The following is a 21,777-nucleotide window of genomic DNA, read 5'->3' on the forward strand; positions in this document are numbered from 1 at the left end:
GGCTACGAACTCCTCGCTGGGGCGAGGGAACTGCGAATGGCGACGTACGCCGCCCAGTACGCCGCTGCACAGCCGGAGTGGCACGCTGAGGCGCAGTACCGTGTGGATTGTCTCCGGGGCCGAGTTGCAAGTAGGCCGTGGCAGTGGACGGGCATCATGTAGAAGGTCCGGGCCAGGTCCCGGAGAGCTCGAACTCGGCTTCGGTCGGGCGGTGGCGGGCGTCAGTCTGTTGCCCAGGCCCGGTGCGGCTCGAACCATTCTCGATCCGGGTACCAGGCGGGGCAAGGAACGCGGTGACGTCAGCGGGCGTGCGGAACCTGGCCGTCGAGGGTGGAATGGTGTAGCCGTGTTCGGCTAGGAGGGGCTGGACTTGGTGAACGGCTCTGGTGAAAGTGCTGCCGTTGACTTCGAAGAGGTGGGCGAGCAGGTCTCGGGTGCCGAGTTTGCGCAGGTAGAGCACGGTGGCCAAGACTCTGTCAGCGGTGGTCAGCTTGTCCTTGGCCCCGGCGCCGCGAGCACGGATGCGCTCGCCTCTTCTCTGCCGGAGCCGTCCTGGCTCACGTAACTCATCCAGTGCCTGAGCCAGTTGGTCGACGACTTCGTCCAGCGCCGGTTCGGGCATGCCGGTCAGCTCCGGGCTGCGCAGACACCCGGTGAAGGGCGGCAGAAATGGGGCGCCTGATCGCGGGCTCTCGGTTTCACCGGCCGCGCTGGCGGTGTCGCGAGGCTGAGGGTGGAGGGTGTAGTTCCAGTCGCCGTGGAAGCGGTGCCGGTGCATGGGCAGGGCGTCGATGTCGCTGTCGGTGACCTTGATGCCGGTGTCGTAGGTGCCCGGGTCGAGCTCGGCGTGGACGGTCAGCCCGGTGCGGGTGGTGGTTGCCGCGATGCTGTTCACGATGACGTCGTGGCTGGTCAGTGGGCGGCCGCGCCAGTTCATGGAGATGTGGGAGAACAACCGGTGCTCGATCTTGTTCCACTTCGAGGTGCCCGGCGGCATGTGGCAGACCGTGATATCCAGGCCCGTCTCGGCGGCCAGAGCTGCGAGTTCAGTCTTCCAGGCGCGGGTGCGGTAGCCGTTGGACCCGCCTGCGTCCGCAGTGATCAGCAGACGAGCCGCGGCCGGGTAGTCGTGCCGACCGCGGGCCTGCCACCACCGGCGGATGGAGGCGACAGCGAACGCGGCGGTGTCGTGATCAGTGCCGACGCTGATCCAACCAGTGTTCGCGGCGACGTCGTAGATCCCGTACGGGATCGCCTTGCCCGGTCCCTGCCGGTCCAGGAAGTCGTGCGTCTTGACCAGTACCGGCTCACCCTCGGGCCGCCACTGACGGCCCGCGTTCTTGTAGTCGCCGATGAGTTCCTTCTTCTTCGTGTCCACGCTGATCACCGGCTGGCCGGCGCCCATGTGCTGTCTGGCCTGCTCGTTGATGTAGCGGAACTGGGCGTCACGGTCTGGGTGTTGTTTGCCCTCGAGGGTTTTGGAGCCCGCCTGCAGGCTGAAGCCCTCCTGACGCAGCAGGTCCCCGACCGTGTCCGCGCTCACCCTGTGCCCCTGACGGGTGAGTTCGGCCGCGAGGTTCCTGGTCGACTTCACCGTCCAGCGCAGCGGCGACATCGGATCGCCCCGCTCGTCAGGTTCCACCAGCGCCAGCAGCGCGGGCCGCAGCCCCGGATCAAGCTCCACGGCCTTCTTCCGCCCACCGCCGGGCTTCCGTACCCGGCCCAACGGCTCTTCGCCGGCCTCCAGCTCGTCCACACCCTTGCGGACCGTCGTCTCGCTTACCTGGGCCGCCCTCGCGACCGCGCGGACACCGCCATGTCCCAGGATCCGGGCCTCGGCGCCCATCAGCAGCCGCCGCTGCCGCTCGTCCAGATGCGGGAACAACACCCGGAACTTCACAGCGAGTTGATCACGAACCCCATCAGCGGGTGGTGACCGTAGGTCCTCTTCCACGTCGGTGCGGCGTCCTCCTTGTCCGAATGCGCGATCACCAGCACCCCGTCGAGGTCGACGGTCACCGTCCCGCCCGCATCAGGCGCTTTCCGGTCAGCCAACTGCCAGACGCAGCGGCGGACTTCAGCTCGCGCGGCACGGATGGCCCGCAGGGCCTTCTCCCCGGAGGCGGCAAGGGTGTCGATGAGGCGGGAGACCGTCGGGTCGGAGGCCACCGGCCCGAACACGGCCGGCTCGGCCCGCAGCATGCCGACATCCGCGAGGCAGTCCCCGCCCAGCGCGACCGCCAGGGCCACGTCCAGCAAGATCTTGCCCGGATCGTGCACCGCCCGAGCCTTCCGCCACGGCGTCAGCGCCGCTGATATCGCGGTGTCCAGACCGGCCTTGCGGACGGTCTCGACCAGCAGCACACCCCCGGCCTGCGAGACCACCGCCCGCCCGCCGCCCTCGATGCGGACACGCGGGTACGACCCGATACGCTTCTTCACCTGGAGAGTGCTTCTTCCCCTGCAGCCAACAGGACCCTAGACAAGTCCCATCGTTGCAGGTCAGGAGCACTCTCCGCTTATTTGATCAAGCCTCGGACACTCCACCTCGCGAAAGCGCGAGGCTAGGGCGGAGGTGCAGCAGGACCAGCTCGGGATGGCCCGCGGGCGGCGGGCGCGTCCCGCCTGGGCGGTGAACCGAAGGTCGGTCACGGGCAGTGCGGACGGACCGGGATCGTGTCCTGTACATACCCCGACGGCCCATCAGAGGTGTTAGTTAGAGGAAACCGCAGTAGAGCGGTGGGATGCTTCAGTAGCTGCGAAAACCGCGCTCCCGCTACCGCGCTCGCCGCCGAATCGGTCGGCGGTCACAGCTGGCGAGGACAGTGACCACGTCGGCTGTCCCCACTGGCCGCGGACCTCGATCGGTTTGCGCACGGCGTCGTCAGTTCGGCGAGCGTCATACCACTGGTGTCGTCCGGTGCGTCCTTCAGCCAGCCAGGAACCGGGATCAGCCAAATCCAGAATCGAATGAGCCCCGTGAGCGCCCGAACCTTGCTCCTCGTCGGCCGTGACGAGTGGCCGTACGATTTCGGGGACCACGCCTGAAATGGCCGCCGTCCCCGAAATCGCCAGTGGTTCAGAAGATCTGAACCTCGCTAATGTTGACCCCGCCCGGGTTGTTCGGCCAGATGTATGTGGTCCACTTGCCGATCGGCTGGTCGGGCTGCCACCTGCCGTCTCCGTACCACTGGACGACGTTATTACCGGTCGAGATCTGGGTAACCCACGAGCCCGAGGTCATTGTGGCTCCAGCGTTGGCGAAACAGTCGGTCCACCATTGGCCGCCCGTATTATGCAGCTCGAGGGACAGGTAGTCACTCGGGCCGCACGGGACCTCATCGATCGCGGACGCTGAGGATGTGGCGGCGACGGTGAGTGAGCCCGCCGCGACGAGGGTCGTCAGAGCGGACAGGACTACCCGTTTGACACTGTATTTCATGCAGGTCCCCTTTCTTCAACAGTCATGGAGTTCGAGGTGGGCGAGCAGGTAATCTCCAGGTTGACGGACAACACTTCTCCGGATGGGCCGACAACAGTTCTCCGGTTAGTTGGCCAGGCCAAGGCGATCAACCCCTTGCCTATGATGGACTCGGCGAGTCGGCGGCTCTCACTCTTCGGGCGAGCCGGGCCTCGGCGAGCGCCGTGCGGGATCGGAGACGGCGCCCGGAGGGGGCGCCGTCTCCGAGATCACCGGTGGTTCAGTAGATAGCAACCGAATCGATGCTGACCCCGCCCGGGTGGTTCGGCCAGATGTATAGGGTCCACTTGCCGATCGGCTGGTCGGGCTGCCACCTGCCGTCTCCGTACCACCTGACGACGTTATTACCCGTCGAGATCTGAGTACACCAGGTATTAACCTGAGGATCCCCGACGTAGTACGTTCCGGCGTTGGCGAAACAATCTTGCCAAGAATCGGCCCCCCCATGCAGTGCGAGGGACAGGTAGTCACTCGGGCCGCAGTCGACTCTATCGATCGCGGACGCTGAGGATGTGGCGCCGACGGTGAGTGAGCCCGCTGCCGCGAGGGTCGTCAGGGCGGACACGGCAACACGTTTGAGACTGTACTTCATACTGGCTCCCTGTTTCTTGTTGCTACTGGGACCGGGATTCCGCCCGGAGTCTAGGGTGAGGGTGTGATTCAGGTCGTTGCAGTGGCGGAAAGCAAGTGTGCCGCCTGATCCATCTGCTTCTGGACCTGTTTCTGGTAGCCGGTCAGGACCGTGATGTTGGCGGATATGAGCTGCCGCTGGGATCCGGCAAGGACGGTGAAGTAGACGGCGGCGAGCTGTGATGAGCGGGTACAGGACTCATCAGCGGTGGCCGTGGCGATCTCGTTCGAGGTCGGCTTGTCCGTGTCCCAGCGGTCGCCGGCCAGCTTCTCGGGAGCGTCAGCCGGGTGCCCGGCGGTGTTCATACAGGCTGACCAGCGCTTACGGGCGGCACCGACCCGGCTGTCTGCGCCCGCCAGCTGGAACGACTGATTGAACAGATCTCGGACGAGTTTCCCGCCTGGGGTGTCGGCGAGAGACGGTAGTTGCTTGTTCGCCTGGCCCCAGCAGGCGTTGTAGTCTTTCAATGCCCGGCCGGTCGGGCCTTTGGCGGTTTTGAGCGGTACCGCGATGTGGAACCCGCTGTGCTTGGCCGTCGCAGCACCGATGTAGCCCCAGGCGCCGGCCGGACGGGTCGCTTCCTTTTCCTGGTGCGTTTTCGTCGCGGTCCCGGTCATGTTCTGGCTTGCATAGCTTGTATGTCCCCGGCTCTTCATGCACCGGGTGATCAGCGCTTCGTTTGTCCGGTACAGCACGAGGTCGTCCTGCTCGGAGGTGCCGTAGGCGGACAGCGGCAGCTGGATCAGTCCGTCGTATCCGGTGACAGGCGCTGTCGGTGCGGCCCCGATGGGTGGCGGAGTCACTTGGGCACCACTACCGGTCCGACCGGTGGAGCAGCCGGCGGCCAGCAGACCGGCGGCGACCACCACACCAACGACGGGCAGGATGCTCTGCCTTGCGGCGGTAGTGACTTGGGCTGAGACCATGCTGGGTTTGCCTTCCCGGGAGCAGGGGCGAGGTCCGCCCCCCCGGCCAGTGAGAGCCACTGACTCATAAGTCCATGTGCTGGTGCTACCGCTCCAACGCCCGTCGTCGGACGCTCGGGCGTCGGACTTCCGCCACCCGATTGGGCGACTCAACAAGTGAACTCCGCTTCATGTTTGACCTCCAGGCAAAACAGTAGGCAGAAGTACTGCAGGTACGAGATGCCTGCACGCAGTTGGCAGGGGAGTGGACGTTGGAGCACTCGTTCGGGACGTGCGTGCGGCAGCTGCGACATGCCGCCCACATGACCATCGAGGAGTTATCGCATGCTTCCGGGGTAAGCATGCGGGCGATCGGCAATCTGGAGCGCGGTGAGAGCCCTGGGCCGCAGCGGGCCACGGTAACTGCACTCGCGGACGCACTGCGGTTGACCGGGGAGTGTCGTGACGCGTTGCTGCGGGCTGCCCGCGGCGGTCGGCGGCGCAGCACGGCTCCGGCCCCGGGTTTGCTGGCGATGCCGCGTGTGGTGCCCGACTTCACCGGCCGCAGTCAGGAGGTGGACCGGCTAGCTTCGCTCGCGGACGGTGGGCCGGATGGGCTGGCGCCCATCGTCGTGCTCTCGGGACAGCCCGGGGTCGGCAAGACCAGCTTGGCTGTGCACGCCGTCACCGAGCTGTCGCACCGTTTTCCCGACGGGTGCTTCTTCGCCGACCTGCGCGGCTTGGAGACACGTCCGTTAGACCCCGCGGTTGTTCTCGAACGGCTCATCCGTGCCCTGGCGCCATCCCATCGCCGGCTGCCGCTCGACCTTGGCGACCGGGCGGCTGTGTACCGGTCCGTGGCGGCCGGGCGCCGCTTCGCCGTGGTGCTGGACAACGCGGCGGACGAGGCCCAGGTACGTCCGCTGCTGCCGGCGACCGGCGCGGCCATGACGGTGATCACCAGCCGCCGGACGCTGACCGGCTTGGAGGGGGTCGCCCGGCTGCGGCTGTCACCACTGCCTGACGCTGACGCACGCGTTCTGACGGATCCTGCATGCGGGCCGCTCGACTGGTGGGCGTACGTGCCCGTACTCCACAAACGCCCAACCGACCAAGTCCCGGAACGTCTGCCGCTGTCCGAGCCCGATCAGCGTCTTGATCCGCGCCAGTATCCACTGCTGGTCCGCACACCCGTGGTAGTCGGCGCGGAGGAGGTCTCCGGGGCCGGGTTCACGCTGTTGCGCAGGGCTTGGACGGTCTGTGCCGTGTTGTCGTCGCCGATGTGCCGGTAGATCGAGAGGGCGCGGTCCATGTCGGCCAAGGCGCCCTGGTTCTCGCCCAGTTCGTGGCGCGCCCGGCCGAGCGTAACGTACATCTGCGCCTGCCACTGCGGAATGTTCGACGCCGGTTCCCAGGTGACGGCCGGCTCGAGTGTGTCGACCACGTCCCGATACCGGCCCTGCGCGAGGTGCAGCAGGCCGATGTCGCGTGCCGCCGATACCCGTGTCATTTCCGCGATCACAGGTGACGGCGCCGTGGCCGGGTCGGATGCCAGCGCGAGCCTTCGCTGGTGGGCCCGCAGAGCGTGGTCGGGCTTCCCGGTGCGCTCGAGTGCCCTGCCCAGGACGGACAGTGCGTGCATCACCATGCCTTCGCGGTCGTTCACGGCGCGGAACCCTCGCATCGCCCGCGCGGCCATCGGCAGGGCGCCGTGGGCGTCCCCGGCCTTCAACAGCGCCACCGCCAGGTACGAGTCGGCCCACGCCTGCAGTCGCAGGTCCCCGGCCGTGACCGCTTCCGCGTGGGCCCGGCGGGCGCAGTCGGCCGCCCCCGCGGTGTCACCGAGGCAGGTGTTGTGTGCCCAGGAGAGGTAGTTCAGATGGGTCGCCGCGGCGGAGTGGTCGGCCAGTTCGGCGGCGGCGTTGCTGGACAGGGCGAACACCCGGGGCCAGTAACCCCAGTGGATCCAGCGGTCGGAGAACCAGTGCATGGCCTCGGCCACGTCGACCACGCGTCGCCACTGCCGTGTGGCGGCAGCCAGTTCCAGCGCGGCAAGCCAGTTGTCGGCCTCGGTCATCAGCCACTGCTGTGCTGCCTCGGGGGTGTCCAGCCGCATGCGGTCGTCCCGGTGGTCAGGGAGAGCCGCCGCGTAGTCCGGGTCGAACCGGCGGCCGGCCACGATCGCCGTGTCCAGCAGCCAGTCCACCGCCTGCGCTTCGACGGCGGCGTGCTCGTCCTTGGGCTCTTCCTGCTCCAGTCGCCGCCGGGCGAAGATCCGGATGAGGTCGTGCAGCCGGTAACGCGCAGCGAACCCCGACTGGACCAGGCCGAACTCGACTAATTCGTCCAGGGCGTCCTCCGTACCGGCGTTCGGCAGCCCTGCCAGCACGGAGGCCAGTTGAGGGCCGCAGTGCGGTCCCGGCATCAGGGACAGGCGCCGGAAGAGCTGCTGCGCGGCGCCGGACAGCTGCGTGTAGGACAGGTCGAAAGCCGCGGTGACCTCCAGGTCGCCGGCGGTCAGTGTGTCCAGACGGCGTTCCTCGTCCTCGAGCCGGGCGGCGAGCCGGTCGGGTGACCAGTCGGGGCGGCTGGCCAGGCGGTTGCCGACGATCCGCAGGGCCAGCGGGAGGTTGCCGCAGGACTGTGCCAGTCGCGACACCGCGTCGGCGGTACGGCTGGCTTCGGGCAGGCCCGTGATCAGGCGCTCCAGCAGACCGCGAGCGTCAGCGTCAGGCAGTGGCGGCAGCGGGAGCCGGGTCACCCCCTCCAGACCGGTGAGCATCCGGCGACTGGTGATCACGGTCATGACCGCGCCGGTCGCCGGCAGCAGGGGACGTACCTGGGCCTCGTCCGCCGCGTTGTCCAGCACCACTGCGATCCGGCGTTGTGCCACCACGGACCGGTACAGGGCCGCCCGGTCGCCCAGGTCCATCGGCAGCCGGCTGCGGGCCGGCTCCAGGGTGCGGATCAGCCGTTCCAGGACGATGCCGGGGTCCAGCGGCCGGGCTTCGAGGCCACGCAGGTCGACGAAGAAGTACCCGTCGGGGAAGCGGTGCGACAGCTCGGTGACGGCGTGCACGGCCAAGCTTGTCTTGCCGACCCCCGGCTGACCCGATATCACGACGATGGGCGCCGATCCGTCCGGCGCACCGTCCGCGAGCGAGGCCAGCCGTTCCGCCTCCTGGCTACGGCCGGTGAAGTCGGACACCCCGCGGGGCATCGCCATCAGTTCCGGGGCCGGTGCCGGGCTGCGCCGCCGACCGACGCGGGCGGTCCGCAGCAGCTCCTCACGACCCTCGCCGGTCAGCCGCAGCGCGTCCGCGAGCGCGGTCATGGTGGCCCGCTGCGGCCCGAGGCTCTCACCGCGCTCCAGGTTGCCGATCGCCCGCACGCTTACCCCGGACGCGTTCGACAACTCCTCGATGGTCATGTGGGCGGCATGCCGAAGCCGCCGCACCAGCGTCCCTAACGAGCTGTCCAACCTCTGCTTCTCCGCTGGAAACACGTGCGGGCACATTAGCCCGCATACACTCACAAACCCGGCATATCTTCCGCTTGTCGACGGAGCCCCGTCCTCACGCCGCCGGCTGCCCCGCCGTCTCCAGCCGGGCGTCCCGGCGCACCAGGGCCGCGTACCGACCGTCGAGTTCCAGCAGTTGCTCGTGCGTGCCCCGTTCGGCCACCTGCCCGGAGTCGAGGACCACGATCTGGTCGGCGCCCCGCACCGTGGACAGGCGGTGGGCGATGGTGATCGTCGTACGGTTGGCCGACAGCGCGTCGATGGCGTCCTGGACCGCGCGTTCGGTGCGGGTGTCCAGCGCACTGGTCGCCTCGTCGAGGATCAGGACCGGGGGGTCGCGCAGGATGGTGCGCGCGATGGCCAGCCGCTGCTTCTCACCACCGGAGAAGCGGTGACCGCGCTCGCCCACGATCGTGTCGTAACCGTCGGGCAGGGCAGCGATGTGCCCGTGTATCTGCGCCGCGCGGGCCGCCGCGTGCAGTTCCTCGTCGGTGGCGTCCGGCTTGGCGAAGCGCAGGTTGTCGGCGACCGAGGCGTGGAAGAGGTACGTCTCCTGGGAGACGACGCCGACCGCGCGGGCGAGGGTGTCGAAGTCGAGGTCACGGACGTCGACGCCGTCGAGGGTGACCCGCCCGCCGGTGACGTCGTAGAGCCGTGGAACCAGGTAGCCGAGCGTGGACTTGCCCGCGCCCGTCGGTCCGACGACGGCCAGGCTGCCGCCGGCCGGGACGGTGATGTCGACGCCGTCGAGGACGGGGGCGACCTTGTCGTCGTGCTCGTCGTACCGGAACTCGACCTTCTCGAAGCGGACCTCGCCCTTCACCCGGTCGAGGTGGACGGGCTCGGCCTGTTCGGTGATGTCGATCGGCAGGTCGAGGTACTCGAAGATGCGCTGGAAGAGCGCGAGGGAGGTCTGGATCTGGACGCCGGTCGCCAGCAGGCTCACGGCCGGGCGGAACAGGCCCTGCTGGAGGGAGACGAAGGCGACGATGGTGCCGAGCGAGATCTGCGGGCCGCCCATCTGGAGGGCCATCCCCGCCGCCCAGTAGATGACGGCCGGCATCGCGGCCATCACGATCGTGATCACGGCCATCCGCCAGCGGCCTGCCATGTTCGACCGCACCTCCAGGTCGACGAGCTGCTCGGACTCGTCGGCGAAGGAGGCGGTGAGCGAGTCGGCACGGCCCATGGTGCGGCCGAGCAGGATGCCGCTGACGGAGAGCGACTCGGTGACCGTGGCGGCCATCGCGGCCATCTGCTTCTGGCGCTGGGTGGTGATCTTCTTGCGTTCGCTGCCGACCCGGCGGCTGATCCACACGAAGACCGGGAGCAGCACCAGGGAGACGACGGTGAGCCGCCAGTCGAGGGCGATCATGGCGACGACGGTGGCGACCACGCTGGTCAGGTTCGAGACCAGGGACGTGGCGGTGGAGGTGACGGTGGCCTGCATGCCGCCGATGTCGTTGGCGATGCGGGACTGCACCTCGCCGGTGCGGGTGCGGGTGAAGAAGGCGAGCGACATGCGCTGCAGCCGGCCGTACACGGCGGTGCGCAGGTCGTGCATGACGCGCTGGCCGACGGTGGTGGATATCAGCGTCTGGAGGACGCCGAAGACGCTGGTGAGGACGGCACTGAGGATCATGCCCAGCGCGAGCAGGCTGAGCAGTCCGGTGCGGCCCTGCGGAATCGCGGTGTCGAGGATCGCCTTCAGCAGGAAGGGGGTGGCGACCGACACCAGCGAGGCGGCACCGACCAGCAGGCCGACGACGGCGAGGCGCCCGCGGTAGGGGCGGAAGAGGGCGAGGATGCGGCGCACCTGGCGGGGTTGCCCGGCCGAAGCGCCGTCGGGGGTCCAGTTGATCTCGTCTCGGGGCATGGCTCCTACGGATGGGTGCGGTGAGTGCGGACTCACGGAGGATAGCTCACTGTTACCTATACTCACAATGAACATGGTCCTGATATTGTTCCCGTATGAGCATCCCCGATCCCGACGGCCCGCTCGCCGAACAGCTGCTGCGGCTCACGCGCCGGGTGTGGCGCATCCAGAAGCACCACCTCCAGGCGCGCGATCTGGGTGTCACGCCGGCCCAGTCCCGGCTGCTGCGCACCCTCGCGCACTACGACGCGCCCCCGCGCATGGCCGATCTCGCCGAGCGCCTCGAAGTGGTGCCGCGCGCGGTGACGACGCTGGTCGACGGTCTGGAGACGAGCGGAAAGGTGCGCCGGGTGCCGGATCCGACGAACCGCCGGGTGACCCGGATCGAGATCACGGACCAGGGGCACGCGACCCTGCGCGAGCTGCACGCGGCCCGGAAAGCCGCGGCCGCGGAGATCCTGGCGCCGCTGTCGCCGGAGCAGCGGGAGGCTCTGGGCGGGCTGCTGGACACGCTGGTCGACGGCCCGGTGGCGGCCAGGCACTGCTGAGGCACGCCGAAGCGGCTCCCTCCCGGAATGCCCGGAAAGGGAGCCGCCTGGGGTCGCCTGGAGCAGTGCGGCCGTCGGTCAGCGGTCGAGCACCGGCTCCTTGACGGGCGCCAGCTCCTGCTCCTTGGCCGACTCCAGCTCTGGCTCCGTGGCCGACTCCAGCTCCAGTTCCACCTCACCACCCAGCACCTTCTTCGCCCGCTCGACGTCCAGCGCGCCCTCCCAGCGGGAGACGGCGAAGACGGCGACGCAGTTGCCGAGCAGGTTGGTGACCACACGCATCGAGTCCATGATGCGGTCGACGCCGAGCAGCAGGGCGACGGCGCCGGCCGGGATCGCACCGAGCGAGGAGGCGGTCGCGGACAGCGCGAGGAAGGCCGAGCCGGGGATGCCCGCCATGCCCTTGCTGGTGAGCATCAGCACCAGGACGACGGTGATCTGCTGCCCTGGGCTCAGGTGGACGCCGACAGCCTGGGCGATGAACAGGGTGCCGATGGAGAGGTAGAGCGAGGCGCCGTCGAGGTTGAAGGAGTAGCCGGTGGGCAGCACCAGGCCGACCGCGTCGTCCCGCGCGCCCGCCGTGCGCAGCTTCTGCATCACACGCGGCAGCACGGACTCCGTGGAGGCGGTGCCGAGCGCGAGCAGCAGTTCGGCACGGATGTAGCGGACGAACCGCCAGAGACTGAGCCCGGTCAGCGCCTTGAGGGCGACGCCGAGCAGGGCGACGAAGAACGCGGCGGCCGCGTAGCACAGAACGATCAGCTTGGCGTAGGTCTCGATCACGCCGAGCCCGTACTGGCCGATCAGGACGGCCATCGCGCCGAAGACGGCGATCGGGGCGAGGCGCATCACGAAGCCGACGATCGCGAAGATGATCTCCTGGGCCTGCTCGACGGCCGGCAGCACCTGCGGCACCCTGGTGTTCCCGAGGTGCAGCAGGGCCGCGCCCACCAGACAGGCCAGCACGAGCACCTGGAGCAGGGAGTTCTCGGCGAAGGCGCCTATGAAACTGGTCGGCAGGGCGTCGAGGACGAACTCCGTCGTGGACGGCAGCGCCCCGCCGCCCGTCTTCGCGTCGACCGCCTTGGCGCTCAGCGTGGCCGGGTCGACGTGCAGGCCGGAGCCGGGCTGGACGACGTTGGCGGCGACGAGTCCGACGACCAGCGCGAGCGTGCTCGCCACCTCGAACCAGATCAGCGCCTTGAGCCCGATCCGCCCGAAGGCCTTCAGATCACCGGCCCTGGCGATGCCGACGACGACCACGCAGAACACCAGTGGGGAGATGATCGTCTTGATGAGCCGGGTGAATCCGTCGCCGAGCGGCTGGAGGTCCGCGGCGAAGCCGGGCCACAGCCTCCCGACGACGATTCCGAGCACGAGCGCGCAGGCGACCTGCGCGAACAGAGAGGTACGCAGCATGCGTGCGACGCGTCGCGGCAGGGACGGTACGGACTGCGGCACGGGCACTCCTTGTGGGGGTGTCGACTCGCGGAAGCCGAGCGGGACTTCTGCGATACGGAAAGCGGATTCCGTGCGATCACTCTGAAGGCCTTTTTGCTCCTGTCCGAAACCGCGGTGTGTCAGCCAGGTAAATCCCGTGCCGGGTGACGCATCGCACTCCCGTCGGCTCAGCAGCCGCTGTGGTCCTCCGTCAGCATCCCCTGCGCGGTGGCCAGCGAGCGGTCGTAGCACTCGTCCGGCCCGTACAGCCGGTAGCGCTCGCTGGACGTACCGACCGCGTGCCGCTGGTCGCGGGGCACGTCCAGGAGGTAGGAGGCGTCACCGCGGTAGGAGTCGTCCGACCGCGACCAGCCGCCTCGGGGCCGGACGACCGCCGCCCGGTCGCCGAGGGCGAGTTCGGTGCGCAGCCGGTTGTCCGTGCCGATGGTGGTGGCGCCGTTCATCGTGTACGTCAGTCGGGTGCGCGTCGTCCGCGGCGCTCCGCCCGCCCGCACGGTGACACTCTGGTCGTCCGTCCAGGTGGCGTCGAGGGCGTCGGCCGTCTCGCCGTCGTTCCAGCGGTGCACGGAGGTGTTGGCGAGCGTCCGGCTGACGGTGGTGGTCACCCGGCCGTGCGAGGTGTCGACGTATCCGGAGACGGTGAGCCGGTGCCCGGCATCGGTGTCGACCCGGTACTCCCCCGCACCCGGCTGGTAGACCGAGGAGTTGACGGGCTCGGAGGCGGTGGTCCCGGTGAGCCTCCCGGTCACATGGGCGCGGTGGGCGTCCTGCCAGACCAGGACGTTCACCGGGGTGCTCCAGCCGGCCTGCCCCTCGGGCACTCCGGCCACCGAGACCTCGACCCGGTGCGGGCGGCCGTCGTTCAGGAGGCCGGCGAACGGGGTCAGGTCGTATTCGATCGGCTTGACGTCGAAGGCCCGGGGGCCCGGGACGACATACCAGAGGAAGGGGTTGGACCAGCCGCCGGTCCACACGTTCGGGAACGGCGTGGCAATTCCGGCCGGTCGTCCGTCGACCTCGATCTGCACCTCCCGGTAGGGCCCCTTGTCCGCCTTGCAGGAGTACGACGCCGGATCGGCCACCGTCAGGTACCAGAACTCCTCGCAGCCGCCGCCGGACCCGGTGGCGTACACCTCGGCGACGATGCGTTCGCTGTTGCGCGGGGTGGTGAGGGTGGTGCCGCCGTCGGTGAGGGTGAGCACCTTGTCGGGGGGCGTGGTCTCGGGGCGTCCCGCGTAGAAGGTGAGCGTGACCTTGACGTCGATGACGCCGGTGTAGGTGTCGTCGACGACGTTGCCGATGAGCATCTCGACGTCCTGGGCGCCGCGGAAGGTGTCGCTGTAGCGGGTGACGTCCTTCTCCACGTGCCACTCGATGCCGTCCGGGGAGGGCTCGGGGGTGGAGGTGCGCAGTACCTCGACACCGCCGACGTGCAGGTAGCCGAGACGGTCGTACTGACGGCCCTTCACCTTGCCGTCCAGCCGCAGCACCACCTTGCTCCAGCGGTCGCCGCACCCGCGCGGGGGTGTGTACGTGCCCCGGTAGGGCGTGAAGTCGCGGAACTGGGTCTCCGCCAGCGTGACCCGGCAGGACCTGGCATGCTCGGGCACGGACACCGGCGGTGCGGCGGTGACCGGGTCGTGCCAGTCGGTGCCGAACTCGGCGGGGACGTCGGCCGCGCGGGCGGCCGGGGCACCCGTGCCGAGCAGCACGCTCGCCAGGAGAGCCGCTCCGGCAATCATGGACATGACGATCCGTCTTCTCATGCCGGTGTTCTACGGGGAGTTGCAGGCCGCCCGCAATGGGCAGACCGGCCGACGACCACACCGCCACCGTGCACTCCACACGGACGCGTCCGATATGGACATATGGTGCTATGACCCGACTCTGCTGCCACAGTGCTGCCATGCAGATCACGACCGCTCGTGTCCGCCGCGCGGCCCTGGCCCTCGCCCTCGGCGGGGCCGTCGCCCTCACCTGCGACACCGTTCTCGCCGACCTTCCGCGTGCGGGCCACCGCTCCCCCGCTCCCGGCCCCTCCGGCCTGGCCCCCGCCCCGGGCGACCCCGGCATCGGCGATCCCCTCATGCCGCTGGACGGCAACGGCGGTTACACCGTCCGGCGTTACACACTCGATCTCGACTGGCGGGCACCCGGGACACCCTTCCCGGCCGGTACCACCATCGCCGCCACCGCCACCCAGGACCTGTCCCGCTTCGACCTGGACTTCGCCGGCAACACCCTGCACCGGGTCACCGTCGACGGCACACCGGCCACCGCCGTACGCGACGGGGACGAACTCGTCGTCACACCCGCGCACCCGATCCCGCACGGTGGCGCCTTCACCGTCCGCGTGACGTACACCGCCGACCCGACCGGGCGGCGGCACCGGAGCGACGCGATCCGGGAGTACGGCTGGGTGCCCACCCCCGACGGCACCCTGATCTACGCTCAGCCCGACGGCGCCAAGCTGGTCTTCCCGGTGAACGACCACCCCAGCCTGCGCGCCCCGGTCACCTTCCGCATCACCACCCCGCCGGGTCTGCGAGCGGTGGCCAACGGCCGGCTCGTCGACCGCACCGGGCAGCCGGGCGGACGGGTGCGGTGGACGTACGACTCCGAGGAACCGATCGCGGCCCAGCTGGTCCAGGTGGCCATCGGGAGGTTCACGTTCGCCGACGGCAGGGGCCCGCACGGGCTGCCCCTGCGGGACGTGGTGCCGGACGGCCTGGTCGCGGACACCGGGGCCGCCCGCTCGCGCACCCCGGAGCAGCTGGCCTGGCTGGAACGGCGGCTCGGCCCGTACCCGTTCCGCCGCTACGGCGTACTCGTCGGCGACACCGACCTGCCGGTGGCCCTGGAGACGCAGTCGCTGTCCGTCGTGCCCAAGGACGACCTGCTGGGCGACCCGGTCGACGCCGAACGCAACCTCGTCCACGAACTGACCCACCACTGGACGGGTGACAGCGTCGCCATCCGGCGCTGGTCCGACCTGTGGCTGAGTGAGGGTCATGCCCGGTACTACGAAAGGCTGTACTCCGCCGAGCACGGCGGCGTCAGCATGGCGGACGCCATGCGGGCCGCGTACGAGCAGCACGACCAGTGGCGTCACGACGACGGCGCGCCCGCCGAACCCACGGAGCCGACGCTTTTCAAGGCGATGCGCTACGACGGCTCGGCGCTGGTGCTGTACGCCCTGCGTCAGAAGGTCGGTGACGAGGCGTTCGACCGGATCGAGCGCACCTGGGTGACCAGGTACCGGGGCCGCGCCGCAGGCACCCGGGACTTCGTCGCGCTCGCCTCCGAGGTCGCGGGTGAGGATCTGACGTCGTTTCTGACCCCTTGGCTGTACGGCCCGGACACCCCCGCGATGCCCGGCCACCCCGACTGGCACGTGGACCCGGTCGAGGACTGAGAGGACGACGACGGGGCCCCCGTCCCTCGTCCGGATGCCGCGGTGGTGCCCGCCGACCGGGTGGCCTCGGGCGGAGCGCTGGTCCACCCGGTTGACGTTCGGCGCGCCGTGCCGCGCCGGGCACGGAAACGTACGAGGGGTGACATGACGGGCAACTCCTCTGCCCTGGTTGCGACGAGCGTGGTTGGAGACCCTCAGCAAGCGGTTGGAGACCCTCTGGTATGAGAAGAACTGTCGCTCCACGTGTGCCCGGCGCCCTTCGGACATGCCGTCTGACGGCCTGCCTGATCGCGACGGCCGCGCTGCTGCCACCACTGCTGATCCTTCCGGCGTCCGGCGCCGACGACACCGAGGACCAGCGCCTGCAGAACGCCTTCACGGACGCCGCACGCGAGTTCCACGTGCCGCGCAGTGTGCTCATGAGCGTCTCGTACATGCAGTCGCGCTGGGACTCCCACCCGGGCACCCCCAGCGTCGCGGGCGGCTACGGTCCCATGCACCTGATGGCCGCCGACCACGGCGCCGCCCCCGCTCCGGCGCCGGGCCCGCAGGCGCCGGGCGGCCGCCCCGAGGACCCGCTCGCGGGGACGGCTTTCACCGCTGTCGGCCACGCCGTGCAGCCCGCGAACCTGGAACGCGCCGCGCGGCTGATCCGGGTCCCGGCCGGACAGCTGCGGACGGACGCCGTCGCCAACGTACGCGGCGGCGCGGCGCTGCTGGCCGCCGCTCAACGGCGTCTCGGCAAACCGCTCAGTACCCACCCCGAGGACTGGTGGCAGGCGGTGGAACGTTTCCCCGGCACCCGTGACGTGACCGCGGCGGCCACCTACGCCGACGACGTCTTCGGCCTGATCCGCCGGGGCGCGCACCGGACCACCGCCGAGGGGCAGGAGGTCACCCTGCCCGCCTCCCCGGGCGTCAGAGCGCACCCCGGCCCGCCGGCGGCCCGGCGGCCGAAGAACGTCGAGTGCCCTCCCGAGCTGTCCTGCGACTGGCTCGCCGCGCCCTACGAGGAGATCGACGACGACGGCGACTACGGCAACCACGACCTCGCCGACCGGCCCCGGGACCAGCGGATCGAGTACATCGTCATCCACGACACCGAGTCGACCCTGCCGAACATGTTCAAGACCGTGCAGGATCCGACCGAGGCCTCCTGGCACTACTCCGTCCGCTCCAGCGACGGCCACATCACCCAGCACGTCAGGACGAAGGACGAGGCCTGGCACTCCGGCAGCAAGTTCGTGAACGCCCGCTCGATCGGCGTCGAGCACGAGGGGTTCCTCGCCCACCCCGGGACCTGGTACACGGAGCAGATGTACCGGTCCTCGGCGCGGCTGGTGCGCTTCCTGGCGAAGAAGTACAGCATCCCGATGGACCGGCAGCACATCTTCGGTCATGACAACGTGCCGGCGCCGACCACCGACTCCATCCCGGAGATGCACGAGGACCCCGGTCCCTTCTGGGACTGGCGGCACTACTTCGACCTGCTCGGCGCCCCACTGAAGGCGACGGCCGGTCCGGACAGCCCGATGGTGATGATCCTGCCGGACTACGCCACCCACAAGCCCCGTTACACAGGGTGCGAGGGCGACGGCAGACGCTGCCTGCCGCACGGCTCCAGCGCCGTCCGGCTGTACACCCGGCCGGACGAGAGCGCCCCGCTGATCCAGGACCCGGGCCGCAGGCCGGACGGCGAGGACTCCACGGAGGACGTCAGCGATCTCGGATCACGCGTCTCCACCGGCCAGACGTTCGCCGTCGCCGACCGCAGTGGCGAGTGGACGGCGATCTGGTACCAGGGCCGCAAGGCGTGGTTCAAGAACCCCGCCGCGCACCCGACGGCCGTCGGTGCGAGCGGGCGCATGGTGACCCCGAAGGCGGGTCTGGCGGAGATCCCGGCGTTCGGGCGCGCCCTCCCGGAGGAGGACGCCTACCCGGAGGGGGTCGAGGAGGAGGAAGAGGCACCGCTGCCCTACACCATCCGGGCGGGCCAGCGGTACGTGACCCAGTCCGGCGTCGGCGGTTCCTACGTCGACAGGTCGACTTTCTCCGACGTACCCCAGCCGGTGGTGCTGGGCCACGAGAGGTACTACGAGATCCAGTTGGGCCACCGGCTCGCCTACGTCAGGGCGAACGACGTGGACCTGCTGGACACGCACGGCACGCCGGCCCACTAGGACGGCACCGAGGTACAGCCGTAGGACGCCACCCGGCCCCCTGACCGGGTGGTGTCCTACGGCTGTACGCGTTCCGGCCGACCACCAGGAAAACCGTTTGATTTCGAGCACGCACCGGCGCGAACCTTTCACGGCTTGTCACCGCCATTCCCCCTCCCCGACACGAGCCGCTGGGACGTCACAGCTCATGCAGATTCAAGATCTTCCGTATGCCGATCCGGGTGTGCCCGACGCACGCTCGGGTCCCCGGTTCCTGTGGTGGCTGGGGCGGAACCAGCTGGGCGGCCAGCTCAAGGCACTGGCCTGGGGACTGCTGCACTTCGTGTCCGTCTCCCTGCTGCCGTTCTGTGTGGGCTCCGCCGTCCAGGCCGTCGTCGACCGCTCCGGCACCAGGCTGGCGCTGACCGGCGGTCTGCTGGTGCTGTGCGGTACGGCGATCGCGGTGGGCGACACCTTCCTGCACCGGACCGCCGTCACCAACTGGATCACCGCTGCCGCCCGCGTGCAGCAACTGCTCGCCCGCAAGGCCGCCGAGCTCGGCTCCGCGCTGACCCGGCGGGTGGCGGCCGGGGAGGTGGTGGCGGTCTCCACCGCCGACGTGGAGCGGATCGGCTGGTTCGTGGAGGCCGTCTCCCGCTTCACCGCGGCCGCGCTGACCGTCGTCGCCGTCGGCGTCGGCCTGCTCTTCTACCAACCGGCCCTCGGCTGGGTCGTCGCCGTCGGCCTGCCCCTGGTCGCGCTGGCCGTGCTCCCGCTGCTGCCCAGGGCCACCCGGTGCGCGGACCTCCAGCGCACCAAGGCCGGCCGCGCCACCGAACTGGCCTCGGACACCGTCGCCGGACTGCGCGTGCTGCGCGGCATCGGCGGTGAGGACCTCTTCCTGGACCGCTATCGCCGCGCCTCCCAGGAGGTACGACGGGCCGCCGTGCGCAGCGCCCGGATGTGGGCGCTGATCTCCGCGATTCAGGTGCTGGTGCCCGGACTGCTGCTGATCATCGTCGTCTGGCACGGCGTCCAGCTCGCCCGCCAGGGCCGCGTCACGGTCGGCGAACTGGTCACCGTCTACAGCGCGGTCATGATCCTCAACTACCCGCTGCAGCACTTCACCGAGATCGCCATGGCCTACTCCTTCTCGCGCCCCGCGGCGAAACGCGCCGCGCGGGTGCTCTGTCTCGAACGGGCCACCGACATCGGCGGCTCCCGCGCGGACGCGGCGCCGGACGGCGACCTGTACGACCCCGAAACCGGTCTGCTGGCCCCCGCGGGCCGCCTGTCCGCGGTGGTCTGCGGCGACCCCGACGCGGCCGGACGACTCGCCGAACGGCTGGGCGGCCACCCCGCCGAGGCCGGCGCCTCCGTGCTGCTCGGCGGGGTACCGCTCGACGAACTGTCCCTGGCGGCCGCCCGTACCGCGGTACTCGTCCAGGACAAGGACCCCGTGCTGCTGTCCGGTTCACTGCGCGAGCTGCTCGACGTACCGGCCTCCGGTGCCGTGCGGGCCGAGGACGCGCTGGCCGCCGCCCAGTGCGCGGACGTGCTGGACGCCCTGGTCCAGGGCTCACTGGACGTCACCGACCCGCTGGACGCCCGGATCACCGAGCGCGGGCGGTCCCTGTCGGGCGGGCAGCGCCAGCGGCTCGCACTCGCCCGGTCGCTGCTCACCGACCCCGAGGTGCTGGTCCTGGACGAACCCACCTCCGCCGTCGACTCGCACACCGAGGCACGGATCGCGGAGGGCATCCGCGCGGTGCGGGCGGGCCGCACCACGGTGGTGTTCACCTCGTCGCCGCTGCTGCTCGACCGGGCCGACCGGGTCATCCTCGTCCACGAGGGCAAGGTCACGGCGGTCGGCGTGCACCGTGAACTGCTGCACGCCGAACCGCGGTACCGGGCGGTGGTGACCCGGGAGACCGAGAAAGCGGCCCTGTGCGGCGCGCTGGAAGAGATCGAGGAGAGCGCATGATCGGCGTCGCACCACCGGCCTACGACCCGGCGGCCCCGACGACGGCCGCCACCCTGCCCGTCGGCGCCGCCGCGACCGTACGCGCCTACGTGGCCGAACTGTTCCGCAGGCACCGCCGGGCCTTCACCCTCCTCGTCGCCGTCAACGCGGTGGCCGTGGTCGCCTCCATGGTCGGCCCGTACCTGCTCGGCGCACTCGTCGAGCGGGTCTCCGCCGGGGCCCGCGAACTCCATCTGGGCCTGACCATCGGTTTGTTCGGGCTCGCGCTCGCCGTCCAGGCCGTGTTCGTGCGCGAGGTGCGGCTGCGCGGAGCCGTGCTCGGGGAGCGGATGCTGGCCGATCTGCGCGAGGACTTCCTGGTCCGCTCGGTCGGACTCCCGCCGGGAGTCCTGGAGCGGGCGGGCACGGGCGACCTGCTGTCCCGGATCACCACCGACATCGACCGGCTGGCCAACGCCATGCGGGAGGCCGTGCCACAGCTGTCGATCGGCGTGGTCTGGGTCGTGCTGCTGCTCGGCGGGCTGGCCGTCACGGCACCTGCGCTGGCCGCCGCCGTGCTGCTGGCCGTGCCGCTGCTGGTGGTCGTCTGCCGCTGGTACTTCAAGCGGGCCCCGGCCGGCTACCGCTCCGAGGCCGCCGGCTACGCGGCCGTGGCCGCCGCCCTCGCGGAGTCCGTGGACGCCGGGCGCACCGTCGAGGCGCACCGCCTCGGCGCCCGGCGCATCGCCCTGTCCGAACGCCGGATCACCCAGTGGACGGCGTGGGAGCGGTACACCCTGTGGCTGCGGTCGGTGCTGTTCCCCGCGGTCAACGCCACCCACACCACGGTCCTCGGCTCGGTGCTGCTGCTCGGTGGATTCTTCGTGCTGAGGGGCTGGATCGACATCGGCCAGCTGACGACGGGCGCGCTCATCGCCCAGATGCTCGTCGAGCCGGTGAACCTGATCCTGCGCTGGTACGACGAGGTCCAGGTGGCCCAGGTGTCGCTGGCCCGGCTGGTCGGGGTGCGGGACATCGAACCGGACGCCGGTGACGGCTCGCTGGCTCCCGAGGGCCGCGAGGTGCTCGCGGACGACGTCCGCTTCGGCTACCTGCCGGGCGTCGACGTGCTGCGCGAGGTCTCCCTGGCGGTCGCCCCCGGTACCCGGCTGGCCCTGGTGGGACCTTCGGGCGCGGGGAAATCCACCCTGGGCCGACTGCTCGCCGGGATCTACGCGCCGCGCGACGGCCGGGTCACCCTGGGCGGCGCGGAGCTGTCCCGGATGACCGCCGAACGGGTCCGGTCGCATGTGGCCCTCGTCAACCAGGAACACCACGTCTTCGTGGGTTCCCTGCGCGACAACCTGCTGCTGGCCCGGACCGACGCCGAGGACGCCGAGCTGTGGGCGGCCCTGGGCGCGGTCGACGCGGACGGCTGGGCGGGGGCCCTGGACGACGGTCTGGACACCGAGGTGGGCTCCGGCGGGGTGGCGCTGACTCCGGCGCAGGCCCAGCAGATCGCGCTGGCCCGGCTGGTGCTGGCGGATCCGCACACGCTGGTCCTGGACGAGGCGACCTCGCTGCTGGATCCGCGCGCGGCCCGCCATCTGGAGCGGTCCCTGGCCCGCGTCCTGGACGGCCGCACCGTGGTCGCCATCGCCCACCGGCTGCACACCGCCCATGACGCGGACGTCATCGCGGTGGTCGAGAACGGCCAGATCAGCGAGCTGGGCAGCCATGACGAGCTGGTGGCGGCCGACGGCGCCTACGCGGCGCTGTGGCGGTCGTGGCACGGCTGACCGGCCGTGCAACGGAGTC

The 21,777-nt window shown here is 70.2% G+C and carries 13 protein-coding genes and 2 pseudogenes; 6 read left to right on the top strand and 9 right to left on the bottom strand.

Going from position 1 to position 21,777, the window contains the following annotated elements; all coding sequences use genetic code 11:
• Positions 1-154: 154 nt before the first annotated feature.
• From ABZ646_RS15895 to ABZ646_RS15915, 5 genes and pseudogenes are all read right to left on the bottom strand, one after another.
• A complete protein-coding gene (locus ABZ646_RS15895) occupies positions 155-1,900 on the bottom strand; it encodes an ISAzo13 family transposase (RefSeq protein ID WP_360518486.1) in 1,746 nt (581 codons plus the stop codon).
• Positions 1,901-1,911: 11 nt separating this feature from the next.
• Positions 1,912-2,442, bottom strand: a pseudogene (locus ABZ646_RS15900) (transposase); the annotation flags it as partial.
• A gap of 637 nt (positions 2,443-3,079) precedes the next feature.
• Positions 3,080-3,442 carry a beta/gamma crystallin domain-containing protein gene (locus ABZ646_RS15905; RefSeq protein WP_360518489.1) on the bottom strand — a complete coding sequence of 121 codons (363 nt, stop codon included), beginning with the start codon at positions 3,440-3,442 and terminating at the stop codon, positions 3,080-3,082.
• 259 nt (positions 3,443-3,701) lie between these two features.
• Positions 3,702-4,073, bottom strand: a complete 372-nt coding sequence (locus ABZ646_RS15910; RefSeq protein ID WP_360518492.1) for a beta/gamma crystallin domain-containing protein — start codon at positions 4,071-4,073, stop codon at positions 3,702-3,704.
• Between the two features lie 68 nt (positions 4,074-4,141).
• Positions 4,142-5,038, bottom strand: coding sequence for a hypothetical protein (locus ABZ646_RS15915; protein ID WP_360518495.1), 897 nt, complete (start codon positions 5,036-5,038; stop codon positions 4,142-4,144).
• 275 nt (positions 5,039-5,313) lie between these two features.
• On the opposite strand from ABZ646_RS15915, the pseudogene ABZ646_RS15920 reads away from it, so the two are divergent.
• Positions 5,314-5,823, top strand: a pseudogene (locus tag ABZ646_RS15920) (XRE family transcriptional regulator); the annotation flags it as partial.
• A gap of 341 nt (positions 5,824-6,164) precedes the next feature.
• On the opposite strand, the gene ABZ646_RS15925 reads toward ABZ646_RS15920, so the two are convergent.
• Complete coding sequence (locus ABZ646_RS15925; protein WP_360518498.1) at positions 6,165-8,498, bottom strand: AAA family ATPase; 2,334 nt, start codon at positions 8,496-8,498, stop codon at positions 6,165-6,167.
• A gap of 94 nt (positions 8,499-8,592) precedes the next feature.
• Complete coding sequence (locus ABZ646_RS15930; RefSeq protein ID WP_360518501.1) at positions 8,593-10,413, bottom strand: ABC transporter ATP-binding protein; 1,821 nt, start codon at positions 10,411-10,413, stop codon at positions 8,593-8,595.
• A gap of 95 nt (positions 10,414-10,508) precedes the next feature.
• Between ABZ646_RS15930 and ABZ646_RS15935 the strand changes: the two genes are divergently transcribed.
• Positions 10,509-10,961 (top strand): MarR family transcriptional regulator, encoded by a 453-nt coding sequence (locus ABZ646_RS15935; protein ID WP_360518504.1) that lies wholly within the window; start codon positions 10,509-10,511, stop codon positions 10,959-10,961.
• 78 nt (positions 10,962-11,039) lie between these two features.
• On the opposite strand, the gene ABZ646_RS15940 is transcribed toward ABZ646_RS15935, so the two are convergent.
• Together ABZ646_RS15940 and ABZ646_RS15945 are read right to left on the bottom strand one after the other, a co-directional pair.
• Complete coding sequence (locus tag ABZ646_RS15940; protein WP_360518507.1) at positions 11,040-12,422, bottom strand: cation:dicarboxylase symporter family transporter; 1,383 nt, start codon at positions 12,420-12,422, stop codon at positions 11,040-11,042.
• A 167-nt stretch (positions 12,423-12,589) separates the two neighbouring features.
• Positions 12,590-14,188, bottom strand: a complete 1,599-nt coding sequence (locus ABZ646_RS15945; protein WP_360518510.1) for a peptide-N4-asparagine amidase — start codon at positions 14,186-14,188, stop codon at positions 12,590-12,592.
• Between the two features lie 140 nt (positions 14,189-14,328).
• Between ABZ646_RS15945 and ABZ646_RS15950 the strand changes: the two genes are divergently transcribed.
• The 4 genes from ABZ646_RS15950 (at position 14,329) to ABZ646_RS15965 (ending at position 21,758) form a co-directional block, all read left to right on the top strand.
• Entirely contained in the window at positions 14,329-15,837 is a 1,509-nt protein-coding gene (locus ABZ646_RS15950; RefSeq protein ID WP_360518513.1) for a M1 family metallopeptidase, read from the top strand.
• 245 nt (positions 15,838-16,082) lie between these two features.
• Positions 16,083-18,017 (top strand): peptidoglycan recognition family protein, encoded by a 1,935-nt coding sequence (locus ABZ646_RS15955; RefSeq protein ID WP_360518516.1) that lies wholly within the window; start codon positions 16,083-16,085, stop codon positions 18,015-18,017.
• A gap of 187 nt (positions 18,018-18,204) precedes the next feature.
• A complete protein-coding gene (locus ABZ646_RS15960) occupies positions 18,205-19,980 on the top strand; it encodes an ABC transporter ATP-binding protein (protein WP_360518519.1) in 1,776 nt (591 codons plus the stop codon).
• A complete protein-coding gene (locus tag ABZ646_RS15965) occupies positions 19,977-21,758 on the top strand; it encodes an ABC transporter ATP-binding protein (RefSeq protein WP_360518522.1) in 1,782 nt (593 codons plus the stop codon). Before ABZ646_RS15960 ends, ABZ646_RS15965 begins: the two co-directional genes overlap by 4 nt.
• The last annotated feature ends 19 nt before the right edge of the window (positions 21,759-21,777 follow it).

Origin of the sequence: Streptomyces sp. NPDC007162, assembly GCF_040634175.1 — a bacterium.
GTDB lineage: Bacteria > Actinomycetota > Actinomycetes > Streptomycetales > Streptomycetaceae > Streptomyces.